Origin of the sequence: Tritonibacter scottomollicae, assembly GCF_003003215.1 — a bacterium.
GTDB lineage: Bacteria > Pseudomonadota > Alphaproteobacteria > Rhodobacterales > Rhodobacteraceae > Epibacterium > Epibacterium scottomollicae.
Window position 1 is genome coordinate 1 of the sequence record NZ_PVUF01000003.1, and the last position, 17794, is coordinate 17794.

The window sequence follows — 17794 nt, forward strand, 5'->3', positions numbered from 1 at the left end:
GGCAATCGCCTCCTCGCGCGCAACCCCGGCGCCATTGTCGAGCCCCGCCGACAGCGCCGAGACCAGCAGGCGCACGCCGCCCTTGCCCTGGATCAAATCATCCATCAGCACGTCAAAGGCCTTGCCGTTGTTGTCTTCTTCAAAGCGCATCAGCGCGCCGGTGGTGAAGCGCAGTTTATGGGTGGTCTTTCCCTGCTTCAGTGTTGCTGCAGCAATCATCGATTACACCCCCTTGGTCCAGCTGATGAGCCCGGTGGGGCGCAGTTTGAGATCCGTCATCAGATCTCCCTCATGGTCGACCGAGGGCACCGAGGGGTTCACGAAGGCCTTGTAGGCAAAGACATCCCCCGAGGTGGCCTGACCCTCCATCATTGGCAGCTTCACCCGGAAGAACACCGGCTTGCCGGAGGCCTTGTAGCCGGCGGCCAACTCGTAAAGCGCGGCGGAATAAAAGCAGCTGAGCGTCAGCTCGCTGGTATCCGTGAGGCCCACGCCCCATTCGCGCGACCGACCGGGGCTGTCGAGCGAGGTGCGATCCCGGTATTCCGGGTTCTCCTCGGGGATCCCCACCGTCTTGCAGCCCTTGATGACGACAAACGTCGCCTCTTCTCCATCCGGAGACCATTCAATGTCCGCCAGATCGCCTGCGATGACATTCTCTGCCATGGCTCGTCCTTTCATATTGTTTGGGAAGTGCCGGTTGCCCGGCCAAATCAGGCGCGGTAGCGCACCTGCACATCCAGCATTTGCAGCCGGATCACATCGCCGCCGGTCTCCTGTGTGGAATCCCGCCGGGAGAGTTCTTTGATGCGGATCACTGATCCGCCGCGATAGTCGGTGAGCGTGGTGGAGACCAAAGGCGCAAGCTCGATCAGCTCATCTGCATCATCTGAATAGAGATTGACCTGCACCCGCGCCGTCTCCACGTTCGAGCGTCCCTTCAGGGAATAATCGGTCAGGTTGGAGATCCGTTGCAGTGTGATACGCGGGAACCCCTCGGCGTCATCAAACCCGCCCCAGACAACCGCCGGCGTGAATGATAAGAGCACGGCACAGAGATCCGTCTCCAAGCTCATTTTGCCACCCTCGCCGCCTTGCGCCGCGCGCGTTCCAGCGACTTCTCGATCTCATTCCAGACCTCACGCCGCAGCGTTGCCAGCATTACCGTTGTCCCGACATCCCAGGCAGGCCGCAGAAACGGACGCGCGGGCATCGCACCGGTCGACCGCCCCGTGGAGGACTGGACACGCGGCCCGGTGCCGAACTCATAAAGATGGGCATGCGGCGCATCCTCCCCATTCGGCTGCACCGGCCCCACATAAAGCACCACCTTGCTGCGCCCGGTATCACCGCGCGCCTCTTTGCGCTGACGGGCAGTCAGCTTGCTGGTCACGGCGACGGTAAACGGAGACACACCGCTCGCCAGGTCCGCCACGGGTTTCAGGCTTTTCTTCATCGCGCGGCGCATCACGCCCTTTGCCGTGCCGCGCGCCATATCCGCCAGCGCGCGCTCAATATCGCCCGCGCCTTCGATCTTCATCTTCACCGCCATGTCGCCCTCACTGACTTTTCAGGGCGGTGATCTCGACCCACCGCCGCCGGCCGATTTCCTTCGTCCCGGTGATTTCCCAATCCGCCCCATTGATCCGCAGAAAGTGCTCGGACGTGATCGCCGCAGCGCGCGCGGAATAGCGCAGCACAAAGCGGGCATCGGCCTTCTGCTCCACCGCCCCTGCCCGCCAGCGCTCACCGTCTGAAAGCGGCTCATAGCTGGCCGGAACCGTCAGCAATTCGACCTCGCCCGTGTTCCGCTTGTTGCCGGTGGCCGTGGTCTCAGTCTGCCGCGCAAGCACGGTCACCACGCGATCCAGACGCCTGCCCATCACTCCACCTCGCAAGGACGCCGATAGCGTGCCTGCTTCATCAACAGCCGCACCCCAAACGAGAGCTGCGGCGGCTGCTCGCCATCCACGGCGATACCCGCCTCAAACCACTCCTTTGCCAGGAGAAAGACCGCCTGCCGCAAACGGGCCAGCGTGGGCACATCCGCGCCGCCCACCGTCGCCTGCACCCGCAGAAGATCACCGCGCACCGAGCGACCGGCCCAACTGCCGCCCAACACAAGCTGCGGCTCATCATGGGCCTGCTGCACCCATGCACCCGCCAATGGTTGATCGAGCCACCCCCCAATCCCGTCGCTGATTGCGAGGCCCGTCAGGTACGCGACCGGCAGCACCGGAAACCACCACCGGACCCAAGCACCACGGGTCACGATGAACTCGACAGAGCGCGGCGTCAGCGGGCGACCGGTGGCGGTGGCGACAACAGATTCCGCCGTTTCCAGAACAAGGCTCAAGGCGGCATCGTCATCCAGATCTTCAGCAGCGATATGAACCGACCGTTTGAAGTCCTCCAGGGTCACGCCCGCCGGGATTTGCCCCTCTTCGATCACCCGCATAGTTCGCGCTCCTTACGTTTTTGCGCCCTGTTTTGGCGGAGTGCCTGCGCCTTCCTTCGGCAACGCGCTTGCGGGCTTTTCCGTCTTTTTCTCCAGTGCGGGTGGCGTGTTTTCAGCTTCTGCAGCCAGCGCCGCTTCCCGCGCCGCAAGCGCCTCTTCGCGCGCCTTCAGGTCGGCGTCGCGCGCATCCAGCTCGCCCCCCTTGGTTTCGAGTTCTGCACGCGCATCGGCGATCATCTGTTCGGCAGCGGTGGTGTCCACGCTCAGCGCTTCGACGGTCTTGGAGGCGTCCGGGTCATAGGGTTTGCACACGCCCTGCGGCCATTTTGCGATGGTTGCGGCATCAAATCCGGCAACGTCGCCTTTGACGTAGCGGCCATGAGTTTTCAGAAATTCAACGATGAGTTTTGCCATATCAGCAGTCCTTGTCAGAGTGGGGTAAGACCCCGGCGCGCGCCGCCGGGATCAGGAGTTCAATGAAGGGATCAGAGCGACCAGGCGACGCCGTTCAGGCCGGCGATGGCCTCATCATGCGCAGGCGCCATGTCGTGCTCCGCGATCGCGCGCATCAGGGTCAGATCACGCTGGAACGCGTGGACCTCGTTGCCAGACTGATCCGTGAAGGACGCCTGCGTGCTGGTTTCGAAGGTGATGTCCATGGTGTCGCCGATCATGATCTCGGCGAAGTCAGCAAAATAGACCTCGGTCTCATTCCCACCCGCGCCCAAGTTATCGGGGATCTGGGACGTTTTCCGGATGGGGGCACCATGCAGCACCCCGCTATCGTCAATGGACGGGAACACCTTGAAGCCGTTGGCCCACCGCAGGCTGGCCAGGAAGTTCTTGGCCGACCCTCGCATGATCCAGCCCGGCGTGGTCATCGCCACATTGGCGTCCTCAACTTTGCTGACGATGCGGCGGATTGCCTGTTCGACCACAGCCGGGTCAGTGCCCGCAACCGCATCTTGCCAATGCTCCGCCAGCGCCCAGCTCCGCAGCCCCTTCGGGGTGTTGCCACTGCCGTCGAAACGCAGGAAAGCCAGATCGTTCTTCAGGGCCATTTCTTTGAGAATATCATCGCGAACGGTCTGGGCGATGGAGGCGCTGGAATGGCGCAACAGAGAATTGCCCAGCGGCACCAATGTGGTCAGCTTCTTGAACTTCTCTTCAACCTTGTCAAAGGTCGGCTCACTTTCAACGATTCCGGCATTTTCTGCACCGTAGGCTGCAGAGGAAGAGGTGGCCTGACGGGCATTCCGTAGTTCGCCTGCCGGCATGTCGTGGACGCGCGCACCCGAAGCGCGCACTGTGATACGCGGACGCAAAAGCGCAATCATCTGCTGCGCCTGTGGGCGTGGCAGGGTCACGCCACCGGCGCTCTCGGTAGCACCGGAGAGCGCCGCTGAAATTGCGCTGTGACCATCCCGCTCCAGCCGCGCCACCGCGCGGTCCCGATCCCCTTTGCAGTTGATCAGCGCATGCGCCATGAATCCAACCTCAATCCCTTCGTACTCCGGGTCTTTCGGCATTGCCGGCGCGGCCTGTGGTGCGGCAGAGCCGGTGGTGTCGAGTTCGGATGTGGCGGTGGCCGCCTTGGCGCGCTCAACCGCTTCGGCCCGCGTCACCTTGACCTGCAGCGCCTTGAACTCGCCCTCAGCGGTCTCGAAGGCCGCAACCGCCGCCTCCAGCGCACCGGCCTCCGCGTCGTCCTGCGCCTCCAGGTCTTCAATCGCCTTGGCCTTGTCACCCATGGCGTCCGCCGCAGCCTTCAGCATGCGGCGCAGATCGTTGATGTCCATGTCGTGTCTCCTTTTTCACATGGAAAGGCTGCACTCGCGCAGCCCAATTGGCCCCGCCGCAAATGCGCGAGGTGTTCCCAGACCAAACCGGTCAGAGAGTGTCAGAGAGAGGCCTGCGCCCGTGCCGTGGCGGCGCGGGCCAAATAGGCGCGCGACGAAGCCGATTTCTTCGGTGCGTAGAGACCAGAAAGGCGCGCCATGAAGTCCGGCAGCGTTTCAATCTGGTCGACCAGACCACGCGCAACGGCATCGCTGTTCCAGAAGACATCGCCCCCTTGTTTGATGTCGTCGCTGCGGCTCATTCGCCCCGGCAGATCCTCGGCAGCAATCCCGCGGCCCTGCGCCACGGCGGCAAGGAACTCCGCTTCCATTTCATTCAGACGCACCATTGCGGTGGCCTGCCCCGCGTCAGAAGAGAGATCCGGGCGCTTGGCGCCTGCGTGCTCCGAGGTCAGGATATAGAGCTGATTCCCCGCCTCACCTGGTTGCACCGGCTGATAGGACGTCAGCATGGTCCCGACAGATCCAACCCAGCTGCCGGGGGTGGCGCTGATTTCGGTGCATTGGCTTGCCAGCCAATAGCCCGCCGACGCAGCCAGCGGATGCACCAGGGCATGCACCGGCTTTGCAGCCACACAGGACCGGATCGCCTCGACCGCCGCCTGCACGCCGAGGACAGACCCGCCGGGGGTGTCGAAGATCATCACCGCCGCGCGCACCTCATCGCTCGCCGCCAGTGTCGTCATGGTCTCGGCGACACCGTGATAATTGGACCAACCGAGGAACCGCTCCAGAATGCCGGAGTTCGGCGTCAAAGCGCCGCGCACCGGGACATAAGCCACGCCGCGATGCACCGCGTATCTTTGGCCGCGTTCGATGGACACGCCGACATCGGCCAACGCCTGGAGGTCCGTTGAGGCGTCCGGGGCCTCGGTTGGGATCTGCTGGTTCAACAGGCCCAACCCCGAGTCATGAATTGACAGATCCGCGCCGTGGAACAACGCGCCGATAGTGGCTCCGCTCATTCGTCTTTCCCCTTCTTTGGTTGGGTGTCATCGCGCGTCATGTTCGGCGCGGGGTTCAGCGTTTCGCCGCCCTCTACCGGCTCAAGGCCAATCTTCTTGCGCCCTTCATTGGGCGTCATGAACGGCCCGCCGATAGCCTTGTTCATGGCCTCGTTGCGCTCTTTGATGGTCGGCTGCAGGAGTGCGTCGAAGTCATGGCGCAGGAAGAACTCCGCCTCGCGTTCGCTGCGGGTCAGCACCGCCATCGCCATGGTCTGCTCTGCCAAGCCGGACCAGTGGAACAGGCAATCAGTGAGGTAGTCGATGGCCTGCTGCTCGCCGTTGGCCTTCACGCCAAATTCCAGCATCTGCAGCTTGGACGGCGGCATGCGGTAAATCGCGGCCAGCTGCTCCCGGTCGAACTTGCGGCTCGACAGCAGCTCCTGATCCGCCGCTGTCAGATCGAGGCTCTTGATGTCATCATCCGGCCCCAGCACGGGAACACCGTCAGAGTTTGGATTGCTCAGATGCTCCTTCAGGCGGCGCGCATTACGTCTGCGATCCTCATCACTCTCATAAGAATCGCCCATCTTCATATAAGCCTTGGCATGCGCCCCCGAGAGTGACCGCGCCGCAGACTCCTGACCGGCGAAGGCCAGCCCCACCGTTTCCGCCGCCACCTGCAAAGGCGACCGACCCGTCCATCCATCCAGCGCCATATAGCGCAGATGCACCATCGACCGGCTGGCAACCCGGCGCGCCACACCGGCCCCATCGGTGAAGTCATAGAAGCGATCCCGACCGGCTTTCAGCGGGGTGCATCCATCCTGATCTACCAGCTCGATCAGCTCCAGCTCGCCACCGCCATCACGCGGACCGAAGGCAAAACCGTTGCCGCGCAGCGCCCAGGCATAGACCAGCGCAAAGCGCATGACCTTTGCAGGCACCCCCGGCGAAGCCTCCACGTTCAACAGGTAGTTGGCCGGATGATCGCGCACCCGGACCTCCTGCCCGTCCGCGTTACGCTGCCACAGCTTCAGTGGCACTTTCGACAGATCGCCGGCGATATTGTTGCAGCAAGCAAAGACAGTGCCGTGCTGCTCGCCGCGCTGTGGCGTCACGCGCGGCAGCTTGGTGGAGAGTTTCGAACCCCCACCCCAGCCGATTTCGGTCATCCATGGCTGCGGGTTGGCGGTGCCAGAGGTCTCCACCTCCGCCGCCGAAGCCATCACCGGCGGCTCGACCCGCGCCCGCGCCGGCACCGACGCCCCGGCGCGGCTGATCTCCAAGCCCAGCAACTTCATACCACTTCGACCTCGCGTGCTTTGCGTTTCTCTTCTCCGACCTCGGCGCGCCCCAGCGCCATGATCGCCGCCACCGCCGCATCAATGCGCCCGGTGGATTTCTTCTTGTTCGGTTTCACGTTTTCGGCGGCGTCCTCATCGCGGTGGACATTGCCCACCTGCCAACCCAGCACGGGATTGCCGCCGTGCCGGATCTTGTTCTGCGCCACCTTTTCCTCGAACCTCTTCATCGGGTTCGACATCGAGGCGTAGCCCTGCCGATGCTCGACCATCGGGAACCGCCGCTTGTCCAGCTTGTCCGCCAGGTACTTCATGCCCCAGGGATCATAGGCGACTTCCTGCAGGTCGAACTTCTTCCTGATCCACTCCAGACGGTTGGCGATCTGATCCTCATCAATCGTGCCGCCCTTGTGTATCTCCAGCCAGCCCTGATCCCGCCAGCCGACATATTCCCGCTTTTCCGTCTGCGCCCGCTGGATGAAGCCTTTCGGCCCCTCCGGCAGGAACGTGTAAGTGATCAGATAGATCAGCCCATCCACCGGCACCGCGACCACGATGGCCGTGGTGTCGATCTTGTTCGACAGATCCAGCCCCACCCAGGCCTTGCGCCCGAAGAGCATCGCCGGGTCAAACGGCGCCGAGGCCATGCCATGATCCCAGACATCCGGCGCGATCCACGACTGCGCCCCCTCGGTCCAGAGGTTCAGGTGGAAGCGCCGAAAGTTCGGCATCTTGCCTGCAATCGCCAGCGCCGAGCGCAGCGTGGCCTGCATGGCCTCCTGCTTCTTACTGATGCCAAGGTTGGGGTTTCCCATCGCCCAGGCAATGGGATCGCTGGGGTCACAATCCGCCGGCGGCTCCGCGACAAAGCCAAAGAACGCATCATCCTCGACCTTGCCGCCCAACACGCTTTCAGCGTAGCCGCGGATCTCACCGCAGAGCGAGTTGCGATCCTGCCCCGCCGTGGTGATCACCCAGTCAATCGGCTGGTCCCGCGCGATCATGCTTTCCACGATGGTGTCGGCCAGTTCGCGGTCGGTCCAGCGGTGCATTTCATCACGGGCCAGGAATGACGGGTTGATCCCGTCCGAGCTATCGCCGTCACGGCTCAGGCAGGCGATGGAGCCATCCGTGCGCGGCGTCTCAATCGAGGTGCGCCAGACCTTCATCATCTGCCCCAGAAACGGCGAGCGCTTGATCATACGCTTCATTTCCTTGAACAGCAGCCCCGCCTGATCCTTGGTGGTGGCGGCGCAATATCCCTGCGGCGCGGCCTCGCCGTCAAAGAGCTGCGTGAACAGCATCGGCACGCCGGTGTCGGTGGTCTTGCCGTTTTTCTTGCCCACCTGGTGATAGGTGGACCGGAACCGCCGCAGCCCGGTCTCGCGTTGCTTCCAGCCAAAGACAGACCCGTGCCGGAATTCCTGCCATGGCTCCAACTTCAGCGGTTGGCCACCCATCGGGCCCGTCGTGTGCTGCAGCATCCCCGCCCAGCGTATGATCCGGCTTGCCGCCTCACAGTCAAAGTACAGCCCGCGATCCGCGCCGGTTTCCAGATCCATCAGGTGCCGCTCGCAGGCCATCCGCACCAGATCGCCCGCGATGATGTCTCCCTCTACAACCCCGGTCGCATAGCGCGAGACCGGGTGATCAATCGGTTCCATTGAGCATCTTCATAGCATCGTCAAAGAGATCGCCTTGGCCCTCTCCCGACAGCCGCAACGCATCAACCGGCGATAAGCCAAACAGTGCCGAGTCCCGCCGCATGCCCGCCATCGCTTCCTGCTGGATGCCCCAAGCCGCCCTCTTTTTCTGCTGAACCCCGTTCCGGGTCTTGGTTTCATAGTACAAGCCCTCCAAAGCGAGGCAGGCCGACGCCGCCACGAAATTGGCGACACAGGTGCAATAGCTTGCAAACTGATAGGCATAGAGCGCATCGAGCCGATCCTTTCGAACCAGTTCGGGTGCAAGCGCATCCCAAACTTTCCGGGCCTCACCCTCCAGAAACTCCGGCGCGTCAGGGACAGGCTTCTGGATGTCGTCTTTCATGGGAACGACGTTTTGCAGGTTCGGTTTCTTCCCTTTCATCCCGCTTCCTCCATGGTTGATTAGTGGGCTTTTTTCCTCAATTTCGCGCGCACAAAAACAAAGGTATCCCCGCCGGTTTGGGGCATATCCCGCTCAGTTTTGAGATACCCCCCGGTCACCCGTGGAACACCTCGCGCGCAGTCTTGCGGCTGTGGCAGCGGTGACAAAGCGCCTGCCAGTTCGAGCTATCCCAGAACAGTTTCCGGTCACCCTTGTGCGGCGTGATGTGGTCGACATCCGTTGCCGCCTCGATCACTCCAAGCTCTCCGCAGTCCACGCAGAGCGGATGGTGGCGCAGGAAAGCTAAGCGCGCCGCTTTCCATTTGGGATCGGCATAGAGTATCCGCGCCATGACCGCCGCCTCGGAGGTCTGCGCCTTGGCCCGCCGCGCCTTCAGCTTGTCTTGCCGCGCCGCTTCATGCCGTTCGCAATGCGATAGCCCAGGCACAGCGAAGTCCTCACAGCCCGACGCTACACAAATCTTCAATCGCGCCATGAGGCATCCATTCGTCAAAGTGCAAGGGGTACGCACGTGAGATGCGTGATCGAAATCAACATCCATCAGCAATTGTTTATTGCAAAACGATAAGAATCAGTGCAAATGCGATAAGCACACAACAGCAACTCTATGAGGTTTCACATGAGCGAAAATCGCTTGTCCCGCTTATCTTGGTGGCTACACCTACTCGCCACGCTCTTTGTCATCGGCATCGTCACCAGCGTCGTGGTGGTTGGCTTTCTGTTTGCGACCGATCCCAACGCCGTCGAGCTTACCGACTTCCAGGTGCCTGCAGAGAACATCGTGGTCGGCCCCATGTTTTGGTTGGGCTTTGCCATCAGCCTTATTCCGACTGGCTTTGCCATCTGGGCAATCCTGCTGCTGCGCAGGTTGTTCCGCTGTTATATGGCGCGCGAAGTTCTGACAGCTCACTGCGCCACGTTGATCAAGAAGAGCGGCCTTGCGTTGCTGATCATGGCAATACTGCGCATCGTGCTCCAACCTGTTGTCACGGCTTTGATGAGCTGGTCGGCCCCTGCGGGAGAACGTATGCTCTCGCTCGGTATTGGGACGCAGGACATCAACTTCTTCTTTGTTGCCGGCCTATTGGTGGTTATTGGTTGGGCCATGAATGAGGCGGCAGGTGCCGCGACAGAAAACAAAGCGTTCGTGTAATGGAAGTCGTTGTCAGGTTGGATGTCGTGATGGCACAGCGCAAGGTGAGAGGTCGTGACCTTGCCAAAGAGATCGGCATTACCGAACAAAACCTGAGCCTGCTTAAATCAGGTCGCGTAAAAGGTATTCGCTTTGATACACTTGCCAAACTATGCGCCGCACTAGACTGCCAGCCCGGTGATTTGCTTGAGGTTGTCGACACCACCGAGGCGCAACCGACCTAAGCGACATCATGGAAGACATCGCAAACGAAGTGCGCCCGGAGCAGGATCTCTGCACCGGGCGCACGTTGGGTGACTGCAATATGTCAATTGGGCTAGGATTTCGTCAAGCGGTTTTCTTCCATGGCGCGCTTGGAGGCATCACGTTCGTTACCACATGAGAGGTTAAGTGACTGATCTGAAGCGCTGATTTTATTTCCAAAAGGGCTGACCACCATTGCAGATATCCACGCCGCATCGATGCGATCTCGCGCGCAGTTGGACGGATTTCAATTGGAGAGTAGAGCACCGGCTCCATCGCGATACTGCCATTGCGCTTGCGGCGGGCTTGATGGGGCCATCCCACTGAACCGAGTTCCAACGCATCTGATGTCCGTGCCCGCGTGCCATGCCGGTTGGTCGCGGTTGCCCTGGGGCGCACCTGCAACTCGCTCCTCCATTCAGGAGCCCGACCAGAGCGCGCCAGCTCCGCAATCCAGATCGCCATACGCCGGCCACCGCAACTCTCCGGCAAGACAGCCAAGGTGCTGGCCACGATATCCGCATCATGATGCGCCGAGGATGTGCCGCCACCCTGAACCCGACACCCCAGCCGCGCCTGCTCCATCAAGATGTACTCCATCCCGACACCGGGCTTTGCCCCGGTTTCGCGCTCGATCTCATCAAAGTCTATGCCGACCTTCTCGCGTTGAAACGCCCACTCGATGATGTCCAACACTGAAACAGATCGTTTGGTCGCGATCCCATGGGCACCGCTGCGCATCGTAACCGTCAAACCGCACCTGCCTCTGCGACCAGTGCCGCAATCCGCTGGCATTTGTCCTGCGCCTGACGCCGTGCCTTGCGGAATTTCCAATCCGCATCCGACAACGTCCCACCCCGCGCGATCTGCTCATCCTGGCGGACAATCTGGCGGCGGGCATCCTCGGCCTTGGACCGGATCTGGTTCAAATCATACTCTCTGGGCCACACCCTCGACCGGCGCAGATAGCCCAGAAGCTCGGGCGCCCAGCCCTCGGCAAGCGCCGCCTGCCCCAACCGATGCGCAAACACCGCCCGAAACAGCGGCGACGCATCATCCGGCGGTGGCTGGATCGCTGCCGCCCATTGCAGGATCTTCGCCGCAATCGGGAACTGATCCTGTCCCTTGCCACCCGGCATGCTGGCCACCTGCTCCGCCAGCGCCGAGAGGTTCAGATCATTCATATACGCCAGCTTGCCGCAGAGATCCGTGATCATCACATCAAACTGCGCCACCGTCAGTTTGCTGGGCTTGGCCAGCCCCAGCCGCACCAGCGGCTCGATCAACAACTGCCGGACCCGCGCCGCGCCTGCCGCCTGTTCCTTCGCATCCATCTCTGCACCTCTTTTCTCAGCAAATCCGAGTTATCCACAGCCACCGAACCCGAACGGTCCCGCGACTGTCCTTCTGTTTTGTTATTTCTCTGTCTCTGTCCCTGTCGTGCAGGACAGTCTGAGACTGTCCGAGACTGTCTTGAACTGTCCGCCGGACAGTCTTGGACACTGTCGGACAGTTATCGGACGGAGCCGGAGCGCGCCTGGCCGAGGTCGAACATATGCGTCGACCAGGACCGCATGGCGCGCTCGATCCAGCTGGCGTTGCGGTATTCGCAGCCCTCCTGGACCAGCCATTCGTCCATCCAGCGAATGGCGGCGTCATTCTTCGCCAGCTCGGCGTGATAGCCGGCCACCGTCATGCGCAAACGCTGCAACCGCTTGGCCGCATTGGCCGCTTCATGCTTGGCGCGGTTGTCTTCCTTGCGTGACAGCGCCTCGGTCAGCGACCGGAGCACCATCGGATGCATCAGCCGCACCTCGCCGCCCTCGCAAATGCAGGGCGTCCACTTGTGCAGCGGGCCGTAGTCCAGCTTGCACAGAGATCGGAAGTGCCCCGGATCCACCAGCAACAGCTTGGCCAGCGTCTCCAGATCCTGCGGCACCGTGCCGACCGGCGTCTGGTCATAGGCGATATTGATCAGATCGAAGTAGAGCGCCCGGCACTCCGGCGTGCCCTTCAGCCGCATATCCGAGTTCAACCAGCGCCGCCGCTCCCACGCCATGAAATAGTGACTATCAAGCCGGTCCTCGATCCCCAGAGGATATTCCGGCAGCTCCTCGGTGGAGACCGGCTGCAGTCCAACCGCGCCCAGCATCAGGCTGCCTCACCAAACAGAGACGACAGCTCATCATCGATTGCATCGATCAGCTGCGGGCCGTTGTCGACCGCATGGCTGCGCGCCATCTTGCGATAGCGTCCGGACCAACCGCGATAGCGGCAGATCTGGGAACAGGTCTGCCGCGATGCGCCAGTAAACGAGGCCATATCCGCCAAGGTGCATTCCCCGGCCCTGTCCTCGATCAGCCACCAGATCTGATAGGCGATCCGCTCGATACGCGGTGAAGTGATCTGTGCCATCATGCTGCCCTCGCCAATTTGTCTTGGAAGAACGCCGCCGCGCCGGGATCCGTCAGGATCATCAGCAAGGCGGTATGGCTGGCGGGCGCGGTTACAGCACCCCACCAGTTCAGCGCGGTCTGGAACGACACATCGCAGAACAGCGCCACCTCGCGCGGGCTGTGGAACCGCGCGTGGAAGTAAGCCGACCAAAGGTCAGGCGCGCTGATCTTCAGTGCATATGGATCCAACTGATTTGACCAAGACGCTTGGTCAGCTGACGTGCCAGGCTGGTCGCATGGCACATCATTGTTCACGATCAGAGTTAAACGCGGGCGGCTCATGCGGCTGCCTTTTCATTCGGTGGCGGATTGTCAGCCATGTATTTTCGCAACCTCTCAGCAACGGAGAGCGTGCAGCTTTTTCCATCCTTCAGGCGGCGATAGAGCCGACTGTTTCCAACCGCGCGACTTGTGACAGTGGCTGGCGCTACGCGCCTTTCAGCCGCGTAGCGCTCGATTTCAGAAATAAGCTGAGCATTCATCATGCGACCATATAGGGACTATAATCCCCACACATCAAGGGACAATCATCTCCTATCGGTAAAAGAATTGCGGGACTATTGTCTCCATATGCCTTTATCATTCAGAGAAGCGCTCAATGGAGCCATGTCAGCATCTGGGCTTTCGATGCGAAAACTGGCTGAGAAGGCTGGCGTTTCGTATGAGCAGCTGAAGAAGATCAACCAAGGCAAAACCCAAAGCACCAACGCAGAAGATGCGCTCCGCATAGCTGCCGCGCTTGGCATATCGCTTGAGAGCTTTATGGCAGGAGAATTCGAAGGAACACCAACCATCGCCATTGCAGGCAAGGTAGGCGCCGGTGCCTCCGTCCCTGTATTTGATGCATACGCAAAGGGCGACGGACCACAGGTAGCTTGCCCGCCAGGGCTTTCACCTAGCGGAGTTGTGGCCGTTGAGGTCGAAGGTGATAGTATGGAACCTGTATATTCGGCAGGTGACCTACTTTTCTACTCGCGAAATGGGCACGATAGCGTGCCTAGCGATGTCATCGGACACAGATGCGTGTGTGAAGACGAAGAAGGCATGGGTTGGGTAAAGCAGGTGAAAGCCGGAGATGAGCCCGGTCTTTTCCACCTGATCAGTTTGAACCCAGGCGCGAACAACATTTGGAATACTCGACTAAAATGGGCCGCTCGTGTCCGCCTACATTGGCCTTCGGACCTCGCAAAGCGGCTGTGAACGCCCCCTAACCAAATTCTCGTAGTGACCGAATCTCTCTTCGGGCAATCGGAGGACGTTCGCCCTGCGCATCGACGGGGATATTTTTCCCCACTACACCATTGACAGGGACTATTATCCCCTACTATCAATCTCCCATCAACCGATGGAGGATTGAATGCAAGACAGACTTGAAGCCGTGCTGCGTGACGCTCAGCAAATCGCTGGCTCTCCCGAGGATCATCTCGACACCCCGCACCTATTCACTACGGCATGGGCCACGCTAAAAGCCGCGCGCGGTCAGGGCTTTGATCCTGCCCGCCTGCGCGCTGCACACCTGATCGAGCGCCCAGCACCGACACCTGAACCAACCGAACAGGTCTTGGAGCGCGTCGGCCACAAGGTGCGCCGCGTCATGGCGGACCGCCAGATCAGCCCGCACGGCCCCCATGCGGCGTAAGGCGAGGCGCACCCGCAATGACAAACCCTATCTCTCAAGGTTCCGCACCCATGGCGGACGGCCCCCGCGGGCGCCGCCCTTGCTCGAATAACGAACACCCGCGCCGCGCTGGAGGATTGCGCGCCGATGGGGTTCCCGAGGTTTCGCACCCGTCTTGCGGTGCGGATCAGGCGCGGGCGGCTCAATCCTCCAAATTGCCCACCGCCCGCGCATCATCTGCCGAGATCAACACCCTGGCGCTCTACGCCGCGACAGAGACCCTCAGGGCGACACCGATGCATCAGAGATCGGCGCAGTTTGCAGATCTCGGCGGATGCATCACCGCGCCAGCTTCGGACGCATGGGTCTATGATGAGGCGCTCTGGCTGGTCGATCTGATGGGCATTCTATGCGCCGGCACATCCCGCCAAAACGCGCTGAGCAACTGGATCAAGACCGCCTCGGCGCGCGTACCCCGCCGCGCCAGCGATGGCCGCCCGGATTGCCCCTACGACGGCCAATTGCCCGCGCCGAATTTCGTGCAAAGTGGCTTCAATGTCTAACGCACTGATCGCCTGCGAAACCAGCGGCATCATGCGCCGCCTCGTTGCCGCCTAAGGCGGCGCGCAGTTCGGAAGCAATGGCCGCCCAAAGCAAGGTCCTGAATCGAGAGAAATTTCATGCCATTTCAGCAGCTTTTCGTAAAGGAAGCGGACATAGCCAAAATGCTGGGCCATGACGTCAAGTGGCTACGCTCAAACAGTGAAACACTCGAACGTCAGTACGGCTTTCCCAAGATCGATCCTGCAATAGGCATGCGCCACCGTGAGGCGGTTGAGGAATGGGCGCGAGAACGCAACGCTAGATCTGCTAAAGCGCGCTCCCGGCGGTTGACGGAAACCAACCATACGGAGAACCACGATGCGTTTTAGAGACTCGCTCTGGGATGACAGCGAACCGGCCTATGCGCCGTTCCTGAAGTACCTGAAAGACCGGAACAGCTACCTATGGCGCCCAAGCAAGAAGTATCTCGAAGCTGGATACAGCATCAAAACATATAAGCTCGGCGGATCAAAAGGCGACGGGCTTGATCTGGAGCGCGCCGCTCACTGCCGCGCCCTCACTCGCGAGATGCTTGAATGGTTTGACGGCGAAGCTATAGGCCGGAAGGCAGGTACATGGGGGTGGCTGATTGGCCGCTACCTGTCAGACGAGTTCAGCTCCTTCCATGACGTCTTGCCCCAAACGCAGGAAAAGTATCGGCAGATGCTGGGATACATCGAGCAAGCAATTGGCAATGTGCTGATCGAGGAGACTGACTTTGAGCGGATTATGAGGTGGAAGAAAGCCATGCACGACAAGGGCCGCTCCACCCACTACGTCAAGAAATGGTTCACCCACTGGCGCTTAATCGTCTCCCACGGGATCAAGGTCGGTGTAGATCATTGCGCCAAGGTGAAAGCGATCCGCGAGGAGGTGCGCATCCAGAATCCCGCCCGTCGATCACGTTATGCCACCCGCGAGCAAATCGAGGCCATCGTGGCCGAGGCCGACCGCATGGGCCGCCCCCACCTCGCCCTTGCCATATTGATGCGGTTCGAGTTTATCCTGCGCGGTGTCGACGTGCACGGGCAATGGGTCAAGGACGATACCCGGCAGGGCGGCGTTCGCGACGGCGGGCAGATTTGGGTCGACGGTGTGACGTGGGATATGTTCGATCAGCACGTCACCTCGTTCACCAAGGTTATCAGCAAGACCCGCAAGAGCTTGACCGAACCTTACACCTTCAGCCTGAAGTACACCCCCGAGATCCGGCAGCGCCTGCTTTTGATCCCGACAGATCAGCGCACCGGCCCAGTAATCACCATGGCAAACGGCAAGCCACCCAAGAATGGTGTCCTGTCCCGCGGCTTCAAGGAGGCCCTGCGCGCTGTGAACAAGGCACGTGCCAAAGCTGAACTAGACCCCTTCCCTGATGATCTACAGATCCGTGACACCCGGTCTGGCGGCATCACCGAAGCGAAGTCTCTAGTGGACCCCACTACCCTCCAGCACGCGGCCCAGCACACTCAAGGCACCACCACCGCGATCTACACCCGTGACCGGTCTGGAGCCGCAAACAACGTGATTCAGGTCCGGGCCAAAAGAGGGTAAGAACAGAACGAGTAACAACACGAGTAACAGACGAGTAACAACGGCTTTTCAAGGCAGATCGTTAAGTGGGAAAAATATATTATTTTCAGATTGGTACGGGCGGCGGGACTCGAACCCGCACGGCTAAAGCCTGGGGATTTTAAGTCCCCTGTGTCTACCATTCCACCACGCCCGCGCGGCTGGACCTCAGCGTCAAGCTCTACCCGCGCGGGCGGCTGTGTTCAACAGGATTTTCAGAGGCTTGCGGTTTCATTTCTCACACCGCAGACGTCGCTACAACTCGATCTCATCCGCTTCCAGAGGCGCACCGGGGCCAAGCAGGTGGCGTTCGGACAGCCAAGGATTCAGCCGCAGAGCCTCCTGCAGGGTACTACGCGCCTCGTCCGGTCGCGCGAGGCCCAGCAACGACAAGGCACGTCCGCTCATCGCCGCCACATGGCGCGGCGACAGTGCCAAGGCGCGATCCAGATCTTCAAGCGCAGCGGCGAAGTCCCGGCGCAGATAGTGCACGAAGGCGCGCTGATTGTAGCCCTCCGCATAGTCGGGGCAGTAGTCAATCAGCCGGTCGAAATCGGACATCGCGCCGAGGAAATCAAAGGCCGAGCGCCGGGTCATGCCGCGATCCAGGATCTCCTGCGCCTGAGCGTCCGGCGCATCCGCCCAGAAGGTCCAGAGCTGATTGGCGATGCGCTTTGCCTCGCGCTCGCTGTCGGCGGCTTGCACCTGCTCCAGCACCTCATCGATCCGCGCCGCGTGATCCGGCGCGCTAGGACACTCTGCCCAACTGCCCCCGGCAAGAACTGACAGGGACACGACGGCGGGGATCACGACACGAAGCAACATACCCGATATGGTGCGCCAAATTCCGCTGCGGACAAGTTACAATCGCGTGTGCTGGCGCATACGCGATTGTCCTCGCGCCTAGATCGGCCCCAGCCCCCCGTCGTCCTTCACCGTCTGCATCGACATGTAAGTGGAGGTCGAGGACACATGCGGCAGCGAGGAAATCCGCTCGCCCAACACCGCGCGGAAATCCGACATCGAGCGGCAGCGCACCTTCAGGAGGTAGTCGAAATGCGATGCCAGCATATGAACTTCCTCGATCTCGGCCACCTGTACGACGGCGGCGTTGAATGCCGCCAAGGCCGCCTCGCGGGTGTCGGTCAGCTTCACCTCGACAAAGGCGATGTGATCGAGCCCCAGCCGGATCGGGTCGATCATCGCGCGATAGCCCTGAATGATACCCTCCGCCTCCAGCCGCTTCAGGCGGGCCTGGGTGGGCGACTTCGACAGACCGATTGCACGCGCTAGATCGGAAATGGAGCTGCGGCCGTTGTGGCTCAGCTCACGTAGAATCGATTGATCAAACCGGTCGAGACCGGGGAAGCGCGATTGCATCAAAAAGCCTCCGCAAATAAACGCGTTTGATCCGCATTATCGACACAAACGGGAGAAATGACCAGTATGAACGCGATACAAGGGTCAAAATCTCTGAG

At 61.0% G+C, this 17794-nt stretch carries 27 protein-coding genes and 1 tRNA gene; 7 read left to right on the forward strand and 21 right to left on the reverse strand.

Annotation, left to right across the window (positions count from 1 at the left end):
- The 13 genes from CLV89_RS05935 to CLV89_RS05995 all read right to left on the reverse strand — a co-directional run.
- On the reverse strand, nt 1-219 hold a 219-nt coding region (locus tag CLV89_RS05935), incomplete at its 3' end, for a hypothetical protein (protein WP_133166703.1).
- Between the two features lie 3 nt (nt 220-222).
- Entirely contained in the window at nt 223-666 is a 444-nt protein-coding gene (locus CLV89_RS05940) for a phage tail protein (protein ID WP_106162736.1), read from the reverse strand.
- 47 nt (nt 667-713) lie between these two features.
- Nucleotides 714-1076, reverse strand: coding sequence for a DUF3168 domain-containing protein (locus CLV89_RS05945; RefSeq protein WP_106162737.1), 363 nt, complete (start codon nt 1074-1076; stop codon nt 714-716).
- The gene (locus CLV89_RS05950) at nt 1073-1552 is read right to left on the reverse strand and encodes an HK97-gp10 family putative phage morphogenesis protein (RefSeq protein ID WP_106162738.1); all 480 of its coding nucleotides are present in this window, start codon (nt 1550-1552) and stop codon (nt 1073-1075) included. The genes CLV89_RS05945 and CLV89_RS05950 overlap by 4 nt, the downstream gene beginning before the upstream one ends.
- 7 nt (nt 1553-1559) lie before the next feature.
- Entirely contained in the window at nt 1560-1883 is a 324-nt protein-coding gene (locus CLV89_RS05955) for a phage head closure protein (RefSeq protein WP_106162739.1), read from the reverse strand.
- Nucleotides 1883-2458, reverse strand: a complete 576-nt coding sequence (locus CLV89_RS05960; protein WP_106162740.1) for a head-tail connector protein — start codon at nt 2456-2458, stop codon at nt 1883-1885. Before CLV89_RS05960 ends, CLV89_RS05955 begins: the two co-directional genes overlap by 1 nt.
- Before the next feature lie 12 nt (nt 2459-2470).
- Nucleotides 2471-2872, reverse strand: coding sequence for a hypothetical protein (locus CLV89_RS05965; protein ID WP_106162741.1), 402 nt, complete (start codon nt 2870-2872; stop codon nt 2471-2473).
- A gap of 71 nt (nt 2873-2943) precedes the next feature.
- On the reverse strand, nt 2944-4257 hold the full coding sequence (locus CLV89_RS05970) for a phage major capsid protein (RefSeq protein WP_106162742.1): 1314 nt from the start codon (nt 4255-4257) through the stop codon (nt 2944-2946).
- A 101-nt stretch (nt 4258-4358) separates the two neighbouring features.
- Complete coding sequence (locus tag CLV89_RS05975) at nt 4359-5282, reverse strand: S49 family peptidase (RefSeq protein WP_106162743.1); 924 nt, start codon at nt 5280-5282, stop codon at nt 4359-4361.
- Nucleotides 5279-6565 carry a phage portal protein gene (locus CLV89_RS05980; protein ID WP_106162744.1) on the reverse strand — a complete coding sequence of 429 codons (1287 nt, stop codon included), beginning with the start codon at nt 6563-6565 and terminating at the stop codon, nt 5279-5281. The genes CLV89_RS05975 and CLV89_RS05980 overlap by 4 nt, the downstream gene beginning before the upstream one ends.
- Complete coding sequence (locus tag CLV89_RS05985) at nt 6562-8229, reverse strand: terminase large subunit (protein ID WP_106162745.1); 1668 nt, start codon at nt 8227-8229, stop codon at nt 6562-6564. Before CLV89_RS05985 ends, CLV89_RS05980 begins: the two co-directional genes overlap by 4 nt.
- Nucleotides 8216-8653 carry a P27 family phage terminase small subunit gene (locus CLV89_RS05990; RefSeq protein ID WP_106162746.1) on the reverse strand — a complete coding sequence of 146 codons (438 nt, stop codon included), beginning with the start codon at nt 8651-8653 and terminating at the stop codon, nt 8216-8218. Before CLV89_RS05990 ends, CLV89_RS05985 begins: the two co-directional genes overlap by 14 nt.
- Before the next feature lie 115 nt (nt 8654-8768).
- A complete protein-coding gene (locus CLV89_RS05995) occupies nt 8769-9101 on the reverse strand; it encodes an HNH endonuclease (protein WP_341477107.1) in 333 nt (110 codons plus the stop codon).
- 192 nt (nt 9102-9293) lie between these two features.
- Here CLV89_RS05995 and CLV89_RS06000 point away from each other — a divergent pair, with 192 nt between their 5' ends.
- Together CLV89_RS06000 and CLV89_RS06005 are read left to right on the forward strand one after the other, a co-directional pair.
- On the forward strand, nt 9294-9827 hold the full coding sequence (locus tag CLV89_RS06000) for a hypothetical protein (protein ID WP_106162748.1): 534 nt from the start codon (nt 9294-9296) through the stop codon (nt 9825-9827).
- Nucleotides 9827-10051, forward strand: a complete 225-nt coding sequence (locus CLV89_RS06005; RefSeq protein WP_106162749.1) for a helix-turn-helix domain-containing protein — start codon at nt 9827-9829, stop codon at nt 10049-10051. The genes CLV89_RS06000 and CLV89_RS06005 overlap by 1 nt, the downstream gene beginning before the upstream one ends.
- A 103-nt stretch (nt 10052-10154) precedes the next feature.
- Here CLV89_RS06005 and CLV89_RS06010 read toward each other — a convergent pair whose 3' ends face one another.
- The 5 genes from CLV89_RS06010 to CLV89_RS06030 all read right to left on the reverse strand — a co-directional run bounded on the left by CLV89_RS06010 (nt 10155) and on the right by CLV89_RS06030 (nt 12715).
- The gene (locus tag CLV89_RS06010) at nt 10155-10823 is read right to left on the reverse strand and encodes a hypothetical protein (protein WP_133166704.1); all 669 of its coding nucleotides are present in this window, start codon (nt 10821-10823) and stop codon (nt 10155-10157) included.
- A complete protein-coding gene (locus CLV89_RS06015) occupies nt 10820-11404 on the reverse strand; it encodes a hypothetical protein (protein ID WP_106162751.1) in 585 nt (194 codons plus the stop codon). Before CLV89_RS06015 ends, CLV89_RS06010 begins: the two co-directional genes overlap by 4 nt.
- 179 nt (nt 11405-11583) lie before the next feature.
- Nucleotides 11584-12222: a hypothetical protein gene (locus tag CLV89_RS06020; RefSeq protein ID WP_106162752.1), complete on the reverse strand. Its 639-nt coding sequence runs from the start codon at nt 12220-12222 to the stop codon at nt 11584-11586.
- A complete protein-coding gene (locus CLV89_RS06025; RefSeq protein ID WP_106162753.1) occupies nt 12222-12488 on the reverse strand; it encodes a hypothetical protein in 267 nt (88 codons plus the stop codon). The genes CLV89_RS06020 and CLV89_RS06025 overlap by 1 nt, the downstream gene beginning before the upstream one ends.
- Entirely contained in the window at nt 12485-12715 is a 231-nt protein-coding gene (locus tag CLV89_RS06030) for a hypothetical protein (RefSeq protein ID WP_243394942.1), read from the reverse strand. Before CLV89_RS06030 ends, CLV89_RS06025 begins: the two co-directional genes overlap by 4 nt.
- Nucleotides 12716-13009: 294 nt before the next feature.
- Here CLV89_RS06030 and CLV89_RS06040 point away from each other — a divergent pair, with 294 nt between their 5' ends.
- The 5 genes from CLV89_RS06040 to CLV89_RS06060 all read left to right on the forward strand — a co-directional run bounded on the left by CLV89_RS06040 (nt 13010) and on the right by CLV89_RS06060 (nt 16298).
- Entirely contained in the window at nt 13010-13726 is a 717-nt protein-coding gene (locus CLV89_RS06040; protein ID WP_106162756.1) for an XRE family transcriptional regulator, read from the forward strand.
- A gap of 157 nt (nt 13727-13883) precedes the next feature.
- Nucleotides 13884-14165: a hypothetical protein gene (locus tag CLV89_RS06045; RefSeq protein ID WP_106162757.1), complete on the forward strand. Its 282-nt coding sequence runs from the start codon at nt 13884-13886 to the stop codon at nt 14163-14165.
- 50 nt (nt 14166-14215) lie between these two features.
- A complete protein-coding gene (locus CLV89_RS06050; protein ID WP_243394943.1) occupies nt 14216-14707 on the forward strand; it encodes a hypothetical protein in 492 nt (163 codons plus the stop codon).
- A gap of 117 nt (nt 14708-14824) precedes the next feature.
- The gene (locus CLV89_RS06055; protein ID WP_106162759.1) at nt 14825-15076 is read left to right on the forward strand and encodes a hypothetical protein; all 252 of its coding nucleotides are present in this window, start codon (nt 14825-14827) and stop codon (nt 15074-15076) included.
- On the forward strand, nt 15066-16298 hold the full coding sequence (locus CLV89_RS06060) for a site-specific integrase (RefSeq protein ID WP_106162760.1): 1233 nt from the start codon (nt 15066-15068) through the stop codon (nt 16296-16298). Before CLV89_RS06055 ends, CLV89_RS06060 begins: the two co-directional genes overlap by 11 nt.
- Nucleotides 16299-16389: 91 nt before the next feature.
- Here CLV89_RS06060 and CLV89_RS06065 read toward each other — a convergent pair.
- The 3 genes from CLV89_RS06065 to CLV89_RS06075 form a co-directional block, all read right to left on the reverse strand.
- Nucleotides 16390-16473, reverse strand: a tRNA-Leu gene (locus CLV89_RS06065).
- 98 nt (nt 16474-16571) lie between these two features.
- Nucleotides 16572-17141 carry a tetratricopeptide repeat protein gene (locus tag CLV89_RS06070; protein WP_106162761.1) on the reverse strand — a complete coding sequence of 190 codons (570 nt, stop codon included), beginning with the start codon at nt 17139-17141 and terminating at the stop codon, nt 16572-16574.
- Between the two features lie 78 nt (nt 17142-17219).
- Nucleotides 17220-17696: an Lrp/AsnC family transcriptional regulator gene (locus CLV89_RS06075; protein WP_106162762.1), complete on the reverse strand. Its 477-nt coding sequence runs from the start codon at nt 17694-17696 to the stop codon at nt 17220-17222.
- Nucleotides 17697-17794 lie beyond the last annotated feature (98 nt).